This is a genomic window from Alicyclobacillus tolerans (assembly GCF_048984885.1).
Classification (GTDB): Bacteria; Bacillota; Bacilli; order Alicyclobacillales; family Alicyclobacillaceae; genus Alicyclobacillus_I; species Alicyclobacillus_I tolerans.
Window position 1 is genome coordinate 1 of record NZ_JBMGNK010000002.1, and the last position, 14,112, is coordinate 14,112.

Consider the following 14,112-nt stretch of genomic DNA (forward strand, 5'->3'; position numbering starts at 1 on the left):
CCGGTGTTGGAGCCTGCAGTGTCAAGGTTTCAGTGTTGCCATCCCAGTTGCTCGGACTGGCTGCACCAATGGCATGCAATACCTTTAGCAAGAAGTAAACCGGCATGTAGGTGGTGTTCCCACCAGAAGCCGGGTCTTTCTTGACAATAGAATCCGTCATCTGCACGAGCTGACCGTTCAGATAGATGGAAGCTGTACCTTGACCAGGGTTGGTGAATACGCTTGTGTCCACATTCACACCAGATGGGGTGGTGATGGAGAACACTTTGTTAATGCCGTTCCAGGAAGCTTGGTAGCCATCCTTTTGCAGCATTTCAATCAAATAATAAATCGGCATATAGTTGGTTTCTATGCCCGCATACAATGCGTCAAAACCTTTAAAACCAAGCGTGGTGGAACCAATCTGAATGGTTTCCTGGTGCCATGTAGCATTGCTGTAATTGGCAGCGAAAACTGTCGGAACGGACATACCGAGAACGACAGAGGCTGCAGCGATACCCGTAAGAGCTCGTTTCAAGTGAATTTGAAACCCGGATTCCCCTCTCGTTTTCCCTCCCCTTTCATCCCTCTAAAAACGCTGAAATGTCCTACGATTGATTCACGGTATGCCATGCCCTTGTTCTACATCTTGTCGCTTTCTTGCTTGTTTTCAAGTGCTTCCCCTTCAAGCAAGGAACTTGAAAGCAAGAAAAAAGCTTGACGGTTACAAGTATCCGCCGTCAAGCTTTTTGCAGATCAAATCATCCATTTTTTGCATGTTATGAACCTTGGGCAAGTCTCCCGAGAAGAGATTGAATCGTTTGCTGATATCCATGGGTACGGAAAAATTGAATGAGCGCTGCCTCCACAATTTCCCGCTGACTCATATGCCACGACTCGCTACACTGGCGCAAAAGCTGGTTAAGTTCCGAGGAAATTTGTAAGGTCTTCACCAGGTACACACCAGGCACCCGATATCTAGGCAAATCTGCGCTACCTTCCAACAACTGTTCCAGGGCTTCCCGATTTTCCTGAAGCCATGCGAGCAATTCTTCATGACGATAGCTATCTGCCGCTTTCTTTCCTTTCCCCTTCTCCTGTTTTCGAACCCCCTGGGATAGTTCAAGGGCTTGTCCATGCTCAGCTACATAGTTTCGCTGCTCACTCGACCAAACGTAACCCCGAGCCACCATGTACTGAGCCATGGCCTGATGACTCGAAAACCGTAACCTCTTGGCAATTTCTTTGGCGTCGGCTTCGGGTTGCTCAAACGCCGCCATGACATCCAGCGCCCGGACATTCGGAGTATGAATCGACGTTGCTCTTAGAAGATACCGTTGCTCTCGCCGATCCCATCGGTAACCATGTCGACGCATATACTGATTCAAACTATCCATGGCTTGATACCCATAACGTTTCATTAACGCTTCACGCGTCTCACCCTCAGCGATCCTCTGAAGAATTTCTTGTACTCGATGACCCATTCGCTTCCTCCCTTACAGACGATCCACGGCATCTTGCAGTTCCGTCATTTGAGCATGCGTATATACGGAAGTGACAGAGAGTGAACTATGCCCAAGTAATTTCTGAATTTGCACCAGATTGACACCCTTACGCACCAATTCCGTAGCAAATGCATGGCGCAACATGTGCGCTGTAATCGGCATAGGCCAATGCCGTTGTTCCGCGATCTGGTGTAGAACACGCGTAAACTGGGAGGGCGAGAGTTGCCCCGTGCGTTCGGTTGCAAAATAACGTTCTTCTACGTTGACTCTCGGCCGATGATGCGTCTCATACGTTTGAAGAATCTCTCGTAGTTTATGGGAAATCGGGACAATCCGGGATTTGTTTCCTTTGCCATGCCGCACGATGATACGCGCTTCCGGTTCCCATTCCACATCGTGGAATGTCAATGCCATACATTCACTAATTCGAAGCCCGCTATAGAGCATCGTCCAGGCGGCTGCAGCGACAATCGGGTGATCCACCTGCTGTAAGTAAATTTCCAAGGCAGGTAACGGAATCACCTTTCGTTCCACTTTAGGAGTCGTGACTGGTGGAATATCTTCCATTGGAGAATACTCGATCCAATGCTGACGTTTACAAAAGTCAAAGAACGTGCGTAGTCCAAATAGAATGCGATTACGTGTGGCAGGTTGTAATCCTTCTTCCGTTTTCAGAGTGTGCAGAAACGCCAAAATATCTTCGTGCGTCGTATCCTCCACATACCAAGCCGCCTGGTGCTTGTGTTCATAAAACGCGCGAAACCGTTTGACATCACTCTGATATCCAATCACCGTTTTTAAACTGCGCTCCAGCGTATGCAGATAGGCTAAAAACGCATGAATCGCCTGTTCACCTTCCAAACGCTTATCCTCCTTTCAAGGTGCAAACCTGCGTGAGCATGCCCCGTTCCCCCCAGCCGCTGACCTCCTCTCTTGGCGCAATTTTGCGCACACAGGCCCCTTGCCCTAAGGACAACGAAGGACAGGGGACAGGCGATGTCCAGTGTGCGAAGCGCCGCGAAGCGGCTTGCACTGGAGATCGCCTGTTCTCCTGTCCTATACTTCCTGGGCGGGAAGGGGCATAAGCTCTCGTTCGGGAATAAAACGGCCCTCTGGAACCCTATTCGTTCTATCTAAAGTTCATCGCCCGTCGAAAGCTGGGCCGTCAAAACCGCTATCCCTACCCAGTCATTTCTGGAAAGATACTCCATATGCGGAATCATAAAGGGTCGAATACCTTTGACAACCGGCGTATACACGCCACTTACCCGATACAACACCGACGAGCCGCTTTTTTCCGGCATCTTCTGCTCATACACGCGCTTGGCATCCAGTCCCCAACTTTTCCAATACGCCCGATGATTTTCCAGACGCAACGAGCGCACAATAAACGCATCGGGCGGCTCCAGCCAAAATTCTTCCTTTTCCTCATGTACCAACCAAAACGTGCCCCGCCCGTCTTCCTCCAGATAGACGAGCGTCCCTTCTTGCAGTTCCTCGAAATCTTCTACCTTTTTCCCCAGCACCGTCGAATCGGGAGCAATGCCAAACCAGTACAAAAGTTCCGGTGCAGGTTCAGGCAACAGGTGTTCTCCCGGTTCCCAAAAAGACGGCCACTCCTCCACTTCTCTCGCTTCCATCTCTTTTTCGACTTCTTTCCAAAGCTCGATTTGCTTCGGAAACACCTCCTGAAGAGCTTCCCTGCCCCCGATCACAAAAACCACCTTGGCCGCCGTTTTTCTCGTAGCGTGTTTGCGCCCATGCACGACCGCATTCAGATAGGAGGCTGAAATGCCTGCCTTGCGTGCCATATCCTCCTGACTCAAACGCCCTTGAACGATGTGATCCTTGAGAAAACTCAAAAACGCCTCTTCCATCTCCGGCGTAAGTTTGGCCTCTGCACTCAATCTCGGCATATGCGCCGAACCTCCCTTGTAGCCTCGCTTTCAGCATCGAGCCCAATATATCTCTATCATACCCATTTCTTTGCCCTATGGAACAAAAAAATACGTAGACATGGTATCTTTGACCCCTTTTGTAAAGAAAATAAATGATGAGGGGAACTTTTCGAGAGTCGCGAAATTCATCCGATTTCAAAGGAAAATACGCGCTCTTGTTTTTTCAATAGAAACCCTCCAGAGGCTTCTCTTGCCCCTCACTCCTTCCTAGGATTAGGCTTTTTCAGAGTTAGATCTATTTTTAAAGTATATTGATTCTTTTTGTATTCGAGCGTAAAATGATGTCGACAGATCGACTCCGTAAAAGAAAGGATGACCCAGATTATGATTTTGTTCACAGGATTGGTTCAAGACGTTCAAGTGAGTAAAGATGGCAGCAAAAAGTATCTGGAGTTCGCCGATCGAGAACAATTCGTCACATATCGCGTTCAAGTCCCCATGGATACCCCGTTGGAAAAGGGGGAAATTGTTGAATTGGAAATTGTGAGGATTCGTTCCTATAACAGTTCGCTCAGTATGGAAGGCCGGTTGTCGAAAAAAGCCGTCCCACAAGGTGTTAAAGCCTAAGAAATGTTCCGGGACGCGACGTGCGAAGCGCCAGACGAAGCACAAGCGTCCCGGAGGGGGGTTCTAGTAACACCCCCTCTAAAAATTCCGATTCCGATGCAACAAGGGGGAATGAGTCTTGTATCTCTCCCAAATCGATACCCTAGTCGCTCATGTCTATATCCCTACAGCAACACAATATTTCGCCTCCTTTCTTCGATGTCTGGAAGAATGGGAACGCCTTTCTCCTTACGAATCGATGAACGGTCAGTTTCGAGACTTAGAGATACTGACCTATCCTGAACGAACCCATGGTCATTGGCATGCTTTTCAAACACCTTTTCCACCTTTACCAGAGTGTACACAAACCGTCTTACTGGAATTTCGCATCTATGATCAAGAACAAAAAGAAGACAGCCATCAGTGGCCTGTCGAAGTGATTTATCGAAGCACCGCCTGTTGGACGATACCCTTTCCAGAACTTTGGGCATTTACCTTATCGGTCCTACAGACGATAGGAGATATTTCTATCGCCAAAGAAACTTTTCTCTCTCGCATTTCACGGATTGATCTAGCAATCGATACCGACCAATTTCAATGGCACGCTGAGGATCGAATCAAATTTGTCACCCGAGCCAAAACCAATGCCCAATTTATCCTTCAAGCGCAACCCGATGAGGACGACGTAGACACGACTACCTCCACCCTCAACACCACAAGTTATCATGTGGGTGAACAATTTACCGGGTTTACCTTCGGAAAAGGGAACATTCTTTGTCGCATCTACAATAAATGGCTTGAAATCAGCCAAAACCATTCCTACAAAAACGCTAAACGTTTTTTTGCGGATCTCTGGCAGGAAGCCGGATGGGACAAAACGCGGGATGTCTGGCGCATTGAGTTTCAACTGCGCCGAGCGGCACTCCATCAATTCAAAATTCCCGACACAGAAATAACCTTTGCACACGCAGATGTCCCTACAGGAGTCCAACATATTTTTTCTTTGCTTCCCTATCTGTTACTGGAATGGATAACCTATCGAGAGCCCAACGGTAACCAAAATCGCTCCAAATGGCCTATGGATACGATCTGGCTACACATGGCACAGACACTGACGGGGTACATGCCTCCTAGTGAGCGAAAACCGTTGCCTCCTCAATACGATGCCACCTTACTGGCCAAAACGCTTCGGGGGTATTTGAGTGCCTTTGCAGTGGCTTCACAGATATCGACCAGTGCCGAGCTTTTGGAAACTTTACCTGCGCTTCTTGCCCACACACTCTCTCTATCTCAAGAGGAGTTATACAGCATGCTGGACACAGAGATCCGGCGTAAAGCCGCTCTCACAGGATGTTGGCTATAAGGAGGCAAGTTAACCATGTCGTCGATACGCCCATATCTCAAAAATCTGTTCTTCATTGCCTTGGCTTTAAGCCTTTCTTACGCAATCCTGCATATCCCACCCATCGCCCACGATTTGCAATTCTTTCACAACAACCGAAAGGAGATGCTTCTTCATGCTCCAACGTCCCACGCGAAAACATTACATTCTCGCTGATGCTTTCCTGCTGTTTACCTTATACGCGCTCAATCGGCTGTTCCTACCCCAAGCTCCGCTCTGGATACTTTTCAGTGACTTTTGGATCCTTCTCTTTCGATTCGGTCCTACGTATTGGGACTGGACACGAGAAGAAAATCCCTGGTTCCTCGCGCTCTGGTCTTGGTTTCGCCAAAAGGATGCGATGATCCAAGCTTACGAAGCGATCCAAAAGCCTATTCAAAAAGAGGCTTTTCGACCTCTGGAACGTCTAGGGCCTCTACATTGGGAAGGGGACTCCTTAGTCGGTCTCTATCGCCTGCCGCCTGGCGAATCATTCACTTCCCTTCAAAACATGACCGATGTGTTGTCCAGTCAGTCTCGAAAAAATGTGTTCGTATCTGCTGCGGACAATCCCGGTGATGTCTGGATTGAAATCGTGAAATCTCTGCCATCGCAAGTCTTCTTAAGCTCGGCGTATGAGGAGATATCTCGTACATCATCGCCTCAATGGTGGTTAGGGAAAGGAAATCGGGGGTGGGTCTATACCTCTTTAAGTGAATATCCCCACCTTCTGATAGCTGGAACCACTGGTGGAGGGAAAACTAATTTAATGAAAGTGCTGGCAGAATCGTTGTACGCACAGCCTTTTCCCTGCCAAGTCACCCTGGTGGATTTGAAGGGCGGCGCCGATTACCGCCCGCTTCGCTCCAAAGTCTCGGCAATTCTCCGCGATGTGGAGGCACTTCATGCCCATTTGACACAAGAAATTTTGCTTTTGCGCCAACGCGAACAAGAGGCTTGGGAACAAGGAACTGTGAACTTTGAGCCTCATGTAACCCTCATCGATGAATTTGCCACCATCACGACGGCAGCGACCATGAAACACGATAAAACAAGCGCTGAACAGGCGAAAGAAATCCTAAGTTTGATACAAACGATCCTTCAAAAAGGCCGGAGCTTAGGTATTCACTTAGCCATAGCAACCCAACGTCCTGACGCAGAAACGATTCCAGGTATCTTACGCGCCAATATCGATTGTATGGTGGCTTTCCATGTGACAAGCGCCGTTCAATCGGGTGTGATTTTGGGAGCTGGAGAAGACGCAGCGTTCCGATTGCCGGCTATCAAGGGCAGGGCTGTATTATCCAGAGGCGGTAAACTCCAGACCTTCCAAACGTTTCATTACGAAGAGCTATAAGCAGAAAGGGCTATCCCTCCCGTTATCTTACGATAACATTTGGGACAGCCCTTGTTTATTCAATTTCTCATTAAATTAGTAAAAATCACGGATTACCAGTTAATGCTTCCTACTTGATAACCATTGCCATTCCAATTACTGTTTCCAGTTGGATTAGTACCTGAAACACTACTTGGAGCACCTAAATATAACACAGAATGGCTACCAGTATTTCCATTACCGTACGTAAATGCATAGGTATAGCTAGTAGTAGGAGCAGTTTGTGAACCCGAATTTGCACTTGTTGCCGATCCTATCATACCAGTTGCATACGATACATCACCGGATTGTAGGGTCAAAGTAACTTGGCCATTTGAATTTGTAAATACAGTAAATTCATTGTTACCATTCCAAGATACCACACCTGGAATTGAGAAACCTGAAGAATATGCAGTTGAAACACTATACAGCGGAATTGGGGTAGCTAATGTTGCTCCATTAGAACCGATAGCTTGTGTCAGGGGTGTATTATTGACTTCCGTAACCCAGACATTGGTTGATGTGTTGTCATATTTCACAACAGCTGACCCATCTGCAACAGGATTTCCGCTTGCATCTTCAACTGTGAAAGTTACAGGAGCGCTTTGCCCACTAAAACTATTTAATGTAACCAGCGTAGGGTTCAAAGTTGTTACATATGAAGCATTAACAGATGCGTTAAAGCTTGCAGTGGATTTAATATTACCACTGGTAACAGTAACAGTAGATGGGCCACTTACATTTGTCAGCGATAAGGAGAAATATGGATTCGATGATGTTGTTGACAAGGATTCTCCGTCTACTGACCAATCATAAGTATAGGTTGTAGTGCTTCCACTGGTTGTTGATGTTACATTTGTAAGTTCAAGTTGTAACGATGACGGAGTACCAATTCCATTCGGAAGTGGCTGTCCATTAATTTTATTAATTTCTGCTCCATTACTTACAGAAATGTTGTAGGTAACCTCCGCATTACTTCCAGTTAATTCTGAGCCACTGGAGGACAATGGAACAAAATATACCGTCTGATTCCCTTCTAATCCGCTTAAGGAAGTTTCACTTGGTGTATAGTTGGCACTCGGAGCAAACGCACTAACTCCAATTGAAGATAGGGTAGTTGCAGGTGCATTTGCAACAGAATACTCAAGTTCTGTTGATGCTAGAGCTGTATCGCTAGCTAGAGGATAACTTCCTGTGTATACCGAGACATACACATTTTCCGGATTATAGTCATTGACCCATACCGTAGCTTGGCCCTGACTATTAGTATAGGTTGTGTAATAGTTGCTACTGATGTTTGCACCATTACTATTCGCAAAGTAAGCGGATGTAGAATTTGTATTCATATAAGGTGCAGATGGACCAGAGATTGTTCCAGTACTGTTAATTACAAACGTTACTTCCTGATTTGCCTGCGGAGCTCCATTGCTCTCTGGCAATGTAAGTGTAACTGGTACCAATCCAGCCGTACCACTGGAAGCAGTGGATGTTGTTGCGCTATACCCGGAACTTGGACTCATGATTGCTTGATTATTTACAAATCCAAGATAAACATTTTGTGATACAGCACTACCATTATTCAGGTATGGAGCGGTAATTGTTAAATCGTAGGAATTTATTCCATCCACCACAAATGTAGCAACGCCATTTGAATTGGTTGTTACGGAAGCCGTATATCCATTTGTAGCACTTCCACTTACTGTTTCAAATGTGTTTCCTTGTTGTACTGTTGGCTGTACACCACTTCCTGAGAAGGATAGAGACAGCGTTGCATTCGGAATTGGATTTCCCATTGCATCTGTTAATGTCGTAGATACTGTAATTGCAGAACCAGATTCACTAACTGCAGGTGAGGTTTGAGAACCTGTTCCAACCGTTGCACCTGTTACTGTAGGTGTGGACAACGTTACACTGCTACTAGCCGGTGTTGGAGCCTGCAGCGTCAAGGTTTCAGTGTTGCCATCCCAGTTGCTCGGACTGGCTGCACCAATGGCATGCAATACCTTTAGCAAGAAGTAAACCGGCATGTAGGTGGTGTTCCCACCAGAAGCCGGGTCTTTCTTGACAATAGAATCCGTCATCTGCACGAGCTGACCGTTCAGATAGATGGAAGCTGTACCTTGACCAGGGTTGGTGAATACGCTTGTGTCCACATTCACACCAGATGGGGTGGTGATGGAGAACACTTTGTTAATGCCGTTCCAGGAAGCTTGGTAGCCATCCTTTTGCAGCATTTCAATCAAATAATAAATCGGCATATAGTTGGTTTCTATGCCCGCATACAATGCGTCAAAACCTTTAAAACCAAGCGTGGTGGAACCAATCTGAATGGTTTCCTGGTGCCATGTAGCATTGCTGTAATTGGCAGCGAAAACTGTCGGAACGGACATACCGAGAACGACAGAGGCTGCAGCGATACCTGTAAGTGCTCGTTTCAAGTGAATTTGAAACCCGGATTCCCCTCTCGTTTTCCCTCCCCTTTCATCCCTCTAAAAACGCTGAAATGTCCTACGATTGATTCACGGTATGCCATGCCCTTGTTCTACATCTTGTCGCTTTCTTGCTTGTTTTCAAGTGCTTCCCCTTCAAGCAAGGAACTTGAAAGCAAGAAAAAAGCTTGACGGTTACAAGTATCCGCCGTCAAGCTTTTTGCAGATCAAATCATCCATTTTTTGCATGTTATGAACCTTGGGCAAGTCTCCCGAGAAGAGATTGAATCGTTTGCTGATATCCATGGGTACGGAAAAATTGAATGAGCGCTGCCTCCACAATTTCCCGCTGACTCATATGCCACGACTCGCTACACTGGCGCAAAAGCTGGTTAAGTTCCGAGGAAATTTGTAAGGTCTTCACCAGGTACACACCAGGCACCCGATATCTAGGCAAATCTGCGCTACCTTCCAACAACTGTTCCAGGGCTTCCCGATTTTCCTGAAGCCATGCGAGCAATTCTTCATGACGATAGCTATCTGCCGCTTTCTTTCCTTTCCCCTTCTCCTGTTTTCGAACCCCCTGGGATAGTTCAAGGGCTTGTCCATGCTCAGCTACATAGTTTCGCTGCTCACTCGACCAAACGTAACCCCGAGCCACCATGTACTGAGCCATGGCCTGATGACTCGAAAACCGTAACCTCTTGGCAATTTCTTTGGCGTCGGCTTCGGGTTGCTCAAACGCCGCCATGACATCCAGCGCCCGGACATTCGGAGTATGAATCGACGTTGCTCTTAGAAGATACCGTTGCTCTCGCCGATCCCATCGGTAACCATGTCGACGCATATACTGATTCAAACTATCCATGGCTTGATACCCATAACGTTTCATTAACGCTTCACGCGTCTCACCCTCAGCGATCCTCTGAAGAATTTCTTGTACTCGATGACCCATTCGCTTCCTCCCTTACAGACGATCCACGGCATCTTGCAGTTCCGTCATTTGAGCATGCGTATATACGGAAGTGACAGAGAGTGAACTATGCCCAAGTAATTTCTGAATTTGCACCAGATTGACACCCTTACGCACCAATTCCGTAGCAAATGCATGGCGCAACATGTGCGCTGTAATCGGCATAGGCCAATGCCGTTGTTCCGCGATCTGGTGTAGAACACGCGTAAACTGGGAGGGCGAGAGTTGCCCCGTGCGTTCGGTTGCAAAATAACGTTCTTCTACGTTGACTCTCGGCCGATGATGCGTCTCATACGTTTGAAGAATCTCTCGTAGTTTATGGGAAATCGGGACAATCCGGGATTTGTTTCCTTTGCCATGCCGCACGATGATACGCGCTTCCGGTTCCCATTCCACATCGTGGAATGTCAATGCCATACATTCACTAATTCGAAGCCCGCTATAGAGCATCGTCCAGGCGGCTGCAGCGACAATCGGGTGATCCACCTGCTGTAAGTAAATTTCCAAGGCAGGTAACGGAATCACCTTTCGTTCCACTTTAGGAGTCGTGACTGGTGGAATATCTTCCATTGGAGAATACTCGATCCAATGCTGACGTTTACAAAAGTCAAAGAACGTGCGTAGTCCAAATAGAATGCGATTACGTGTGGCAGGTTGTAATCCTTCTTCCGTTTTCAGAGTGTGCAGAAACGCCAAAATATCTTCGTGCGTCGTATCCTCCACATACCAAGCCGCCTGGTGCTTGTGTTCATAAAACGCGCGAAACCGTTTGACATCACTCTGATATCCAATCACCGTTTTTAAACTGCGCTCCAGCGTATGCAGATAGGCTAAAAACGCATGAATCGCCTGTTCACCTTCCAAACGCTTATCCTCCTTTCAAGGTGCAAACCTGCGTGAGCATGCCCCGTTCCCCCCAGCCGCTGACCTCCTCTCTTGGCGCAATTTTGCGCACACAGGCCCCTTGCCCTAAGGACAACGAAGGACAGGGGACAGGCGATGTCCAGTGTGCGAAGCGCCGCGAAGCGGCTTGCACTGGAGATCGCCTGTTCTCCTGTCCTATACTTCCTGGGCGGGAAGGGGCATAAGCTCTCGTTCGGGAATAAAACGGCCCTCTGGAACCCTATTCGTTCTATCTAAAGTTCATCGCCCGTCGAAAGCTGGGCCGTCAAAACCGCTATCCCTACCCAGTCATTTCTGGAAAGATACTCCATATGCGGAATCATAAAGGGTCGAATACCTTTGACAACCGGCGTATACACGCCACTTACCCGATACAACACCGACGAGCCGCTTTTTTCCGGCATCTTCTGCTCATACACGCGCTTGGCATCCAGTCCCCAACTTTTCCAATACGCCCGATGATTTTCCAGACGCAACGAGCGCACAATAAACGCATCGGGCGGCTCCAGCCAAAATTCTTCCTTTTCCTCATGTACCAACCAAAACGTGCCCCGCCCGTCTTCCTCCAGATAGACGAGCGTCCCTTCTTGCAGTTCCTCGAAATCTTCTACCTTTTTCCCCAGCACCGTCGAATCGGGAGCAATGCCAAACCAGTACAAAAGTTCCGGTGCAGGTTCAGGCAACAGGTGTTCTCCCGGTTCCCAAAAAGACGGCCACTCCTCCACTTCTCTCGCTTCCATCTCTTTTTCGACTTCTTTCCAAAGCTCGATTTGCTTCGGAAACACCTCCTGAAGAGCTTCCCTGCCCCCGATCACAAAAACCACCTTGGCCGCCGTTTTTCTCGTAGCGTGTTTGCGCCCATGCACGACCGCATTCAGATAGGAGGCTGAAATGCCTGCCTTGCGTGCCATATCCTCCTGACTCAAACGCCCTTGAACGATGTGATCCTTGAGAAAACTCAAAAACGCCTCTTCCATCTCCGGCGTAAGTTTGGCCTCTGCACTCAATCTCGGCATATGCGCCGAACCTCCCTTGTAGCCTCGCTTTCAGCATCGAGCCCAATATATCTCTATCATACCCATTTCTTTGCCCTATGGAACAAAAAAATACGTAGACATGGTATCTTTGACCCCTTTTGTAAAGAAAATAAATGATGAGGGGAACTTTTCGAGAGTCGCGAAATTCATCCGATTTCAAAGGAAAATACGCGCTCTTGTTTTTTCAATAGAAACCCTCCAGAGGCTTCTCTTGCCCCTCACTCCTTCCTAGGATTAGGCTTTTTCAGAGTTAGATCTATTTTTAAAGTATATTGATTCTTTTTGTATTCGAGCGTAAAATGATGTCGACAGATCGACTCCGTAAAAGAAAGGATGACCCAGATTATGATTTTGTTCACAGGATTGGTTCAAGACGTTCAAGTGAGTAAAGATGGCAGCAAAAAGTATCTGGAGTTCGCCGATCGAGAACAATTCGTCACATATCGCGTTCAAGTCCCCATGGATACCCCGTTGGAAAAGGGGGAAATTGTTGAATTGGAAATTGTGAGGATTCGTTCCTATAACAGTTCGCTCAGTATGGAAGGCCGGTTGTCGAAAAAAGCCGTCCCACAAGGTGTTAAAGCCTAAGAAATGTTCCGGGACGCGACGTGCGAAGCGCCAGACGAAGCACAAGCGTCCCGGAGGGGGGTTCTAGTAACACCCCCTCTAAAAATTCCGATTCCGATGCAACAAGGGGGAATGAGCCTTGTATCTCTCCCAAATCGATACCCTAGTCGCTCATGTCTATATCCCTACAGCAACACAATATTTCGCCTCCTTTCTTCGATGTCTGGAAGAATGGGAACGCCTTTCTCCTTACGAATCGATGAACGGTCAGTTTCGAGATTTAGAGATATTGACCTATCCTGAAAGAACTCATGGTCATTGGCATGCTTTTCAAACACCTTTTCCACCTTTACCAGAGTGTACACAAACCGTCTTACTGGAATTTCGCATCTATGATCAAGAACAAAAAGAAGACAGCCATCAGTGGCCTGTCGAAGTGATTTATCGAAGCACCGCCTGTTGGACGATACCCTTTCCAGAACTTTGGGCATTCACCTTATCGGTCCTACAGACGATAGGAGATATTTCTATCGCCAAAGAAACTTTTCTCTCTCGCATTTCACGGATTGATCTAGCAATCGATACCGACCAATTTCAATGGCACGCTGAGGATCGAATCAAATTTGTCACCCGAGCCAAAACCAATGCCCAATTTATCCTTCAAGCGCAACCCGATGAGGACGACGTAGACTTTGAAACGGCTACCTCCACCCTCAACACCGCAAGTTATCATGTGGGTGAACAATTTACTGGGTTTACCTTCGGAAAAGGGAACATTCTTTGTCGCATCTACAATAAATGGTTTGAAATCAGCCAAAACCATTCTTACAAAAACGCTAAACGTTTTTTTGCGGATCTCTGGCAGGAAGCCGGATGGGACAAAACGCGGGATGTCTGGCGCATTGAGTTTCAACTGCGCCGAGCGGCACTCCATCAATTCAAAATTCCCGACACAGAGATAAGCTTTGCACACACAGATGTCCCTACAGGAGTCCAACATATTTTTTCTTTGCTTCCCTATCTGTTACTGGAATGGATAACCTATCGAGAGCCCAACGGTAACCAAAATCGCTCCAAATGGCCTATGGATACGATCTGGCTACACATGGCACAGACACTGACGGGGTACATGCCTCCTAGTGAGCGAAAACCGTTGCCTCCTCAATACGATGCCACCTTACTGGCCAAAACGCTTCGGGGGTATTTGAGTGCCTTTGCAGTGGCTTCACAGATATCGACCAGTGCCGAGCTTTTGGAAACTTTACCTGCACTTCTTGCCCACACACTCTCTCTATCTCAAGAGGAGTTATACAGCATGCTGGACACAGAGATCCGGCGTAAAGCCGCTCTCACAGGATGTTGGCTATAAGGAGGCAAGTCAACCATGTCATCGATACGCCCATATCTCAAAAATCTGTTCTTCATTGCCTTGGCTTTAAGCCTTTCTTACGCAATCCTG

Annotated in this window: 13 protein-coding genes; 5 read left to right on the forward strand and 8 right to left on the reverse strand. The window is 47.4% G+C overall.

Going from position 1 to position 14,112, the window contains the following annotated elements:
• From ACOJUR_RS00055 to ACOJUR_RS00070, 4 genes are all read right to left on the reverse strand, one after another.
• A partial coding sequence (locus ACOJUR_RS00055) for a hypothetical protein (protein WP_420948937.1) occupies positions 1 to 517 on the reverse strand: 517 nt, incomplete at its 3' end.
• 241 nt (positions 518 to 758) lie between these two features.
• Complete coding sequence (locus ACOJUR_RS00060; protein WP_420948938.1) at positions 759 to 1,463, reverse strand: hypothetical protein; 705 nt, start codon at positions 1,461 to 1,463, stop codon at positions 759 to 761.
• A 12-nt stretch (positions 1,464 to 1,475) separates the two neighbouring features.
• A complete protein-coding gene (locus ACOJUR_RS00065) occupies positions 1,476 to 2,345 on the reverse strand; it encodes a tyrosine-type recombinase/integrase (RefSeq protein ID WP_420948939.1) in 870 nt (289 codons plus the stop codon).
• A 272-nt stretch (positions 2,346 to 2,617) separates the two neighbouring features.
• Positions 2,618 to 3,400: a helix-turn-helix domain-containing protein gene (locus ACOJUR_RS00070; RefSeq protein WP_420948940.1), complete on the reverse strand. Its 783-nt coding sequence runs from the start codon at positions 3,398 to 3,400 to the stop codon at positions 2,618 to 2,620.
• 366 nt (positions 3,401 to 3,766) lie between these two features.
• Here ACOJUR_RS00070 and ACOJUR_RS00075 point away from each other — a divergent pair, with 366 nt between their 5' ends.
• The 3 genes from ACOJUR_RS00075 to ACOJUR_RS00085 all read left to right on the forward strand — a co-directional run bounded on the left by ACOJUR_RS00075 (position 3,767) and on the right by ACOJUR_RS00085 (position 6,726).
• Positions 3,767 to 4,009 (forward strand): hypothetical protein, encoded by a 243-nt coding sequence (locus ACOJUR_RS00075; RefSeq protein WP_420948941.1) that lies wholly within the window; start codon positions 3,767 to 3,769, stop codon positions 4,007 to 4,009.
• 118 nt (positions 4,010 to 4,127) lie between these two features.
• Positions 4,128 to 5,351, forward strand: a complete 1,224-nt coding sequence (locus tag ACOJUR_RS00080) for a hypothetical protein (RefSeq protein WP_420948942.1) — start codon at positions 4,128 to 4,130, stop codon at positions 5,349 to 5,351.
• Positions 5,352 to 5,505: 154 nt separating this feature from the next.
• Entirely contained in the window at positions 5,506 to 6,726 is a 1,221-nt protein-coding gene (locus tag ACOJUR_RS00085) for an FtsK/SpoIIIE domain-containing protein (protein ID WP_420948943.1), read from the forward strand.
• 92 nt (positions 6,727 to 6,818) lie between these two features.
• On the opposite strand, the gene ACOJUR_RS00090 is transcribed toward ACOJUR_RS00085, so the two are convergent.
• The 4 genes from ACOJUR_RS00090 to ACOJUR_RS00105 all read right to left on the reverse strand — a co-directional run bounded on the left by ACOJUR_RS00090 (position 6,819) and on the right by ACOJUR_RS00105 (position 12,065).
• Positions 6,819 to 9,182, reverse strand: a complete 2,364-nt coding sequence (locus ACOJUR_RS00090; protein WP_420948944.1) for a beta strand repeat-containing protein — start codon at positions 9,180 to 9,182, stop codon at positions 6,819 to 6,821.
• 241 nt (positions 9,183 to 9,423) lie between these two features.
• Entirely contained in the window at positions 9,424 to 10,128 is a 705-nt protein-coding gene (locus ACOJUR_RS00095; protein ID WP_420948938.1) for a hypothetical protein, read from the reverse strand.
• 12 nt (positions 10,129 to 10,140) lie between these two features.
• A complete protein-coding gene (locus ACOJUR_RS00100; RefSeq protein ID WP_420948939.1) occupies positions 10,141 to 11,010 on the reverse strand; it encodes a tyrosine-type recombinase/integrase in 870 nt (289 codons plus the stop codon).
• 272 nt (positions 11,011 to 11,282) lie between these two features.
• A complete protein-coding gene (locus tag ACOJUR_RS00105) occupies positions 11,283 to 12,065 on the reverse strand; it encodes a helix-turn-helix domain-containing protein (RefSeq protein ID WP_420948940.1) in 783 nt (260 codons plus the stop codon).
• A gap of 366 nt (positions 12,066 to 12,431) precedes the next feature.
• On the opposite strand from ACOJUR_RS00105, the gene ACOJUR_RS00110 reads away from it, so the two are divergent.
• Together ACOJUR_RS00110 and ACOJUR_RS00115 are read left to right on the forward strand one after the other, a co-directional pair.
• Complete coding sequence (locus ACOJUR_RS00110) at positions 12,432 to 12,674, forward strand: hypothetical protein (RefSeq protein ID WP_420948941.1); 243 nt, start codon at positions 12,432 to 12,434, stop codon at positions 12,672 to 12,674.
• A gap of 118 nt (positions 12,675 to 12,792) precedes the next feature.
• Positions 12,793 to 14,022 carry a hypothetical protein gene (locus ACOJUR_RS00115; RefSeq protein ID WP_420948945.1) on the forward strand — a complete coding sequence of 410 codons (1,230 nt, stop codon included), beginning with the start codon at positions 12,793 to 12,795 and terminating at the stop codon, positions 14,020 to 14,022.
• The last annotated feature ends 90 nt before the right edge of the window (positions 14,023 to 14,112 follow it).

What these genes read in the sequence shown, in the direction of transcription:
- ACOJUR_RS00060 (WP_420948938.1), bottom strand. Translation starts at nt 1,463, where the DNA reads ATGGGTCATCGAGTACAAGAAATTCTTCAGAGGATCGCTGAGGGTGAG.
- ACOJUR_RS00070 (WP_420948940.1), bottom strand. Translation starts at nt 3,400, where the DNA reads ATGCCGAGATTGAGTGCAGAGGCCAAACTTACGCCGGAGATGGAAGAG.
- ACOJUR_RS00075 (WP_420948941.1), top strand. Translation starts at nt 3,767, where the DNA reads ATGATTTTGTTCACAGGATTGGTTCAAGACGTTCAAGTGAGTAAAGAT.
- ACOJUR_RS00085 (WP_420948943.1), top strand. Translation starts at nt 5,506, where the DNA reads ATGCTCCAACGTCCCACGCGAAAACATTACATTCTCGCTGATGCTTTC.
- ACOJUR_RS00095 (WP_420948938.1), bottom strand. Translation starts at nt 10,128, where the DNA reads ATGGGTCATCGAGTACAAGAAATTCTTCAGAGGATCGCTGAGGGTGAG.
- ACOJUR_RS00105 (WP_420948940.1), bottom strand. Translation starts at nt 12,065, where the DNA reads ATGCCGAGATTGAGTGCAGAGGCCAAACTTACGCCGGAGATGGAAGAG.
- ACOJUR_RS00110 (WP_420948941.1), top strand. Translation starts at nt 12,432, where the DNA reads ATGATTTTGTTCACAGGATTGGTTCAAGACGTTCAAGTGAGTAAAGAT.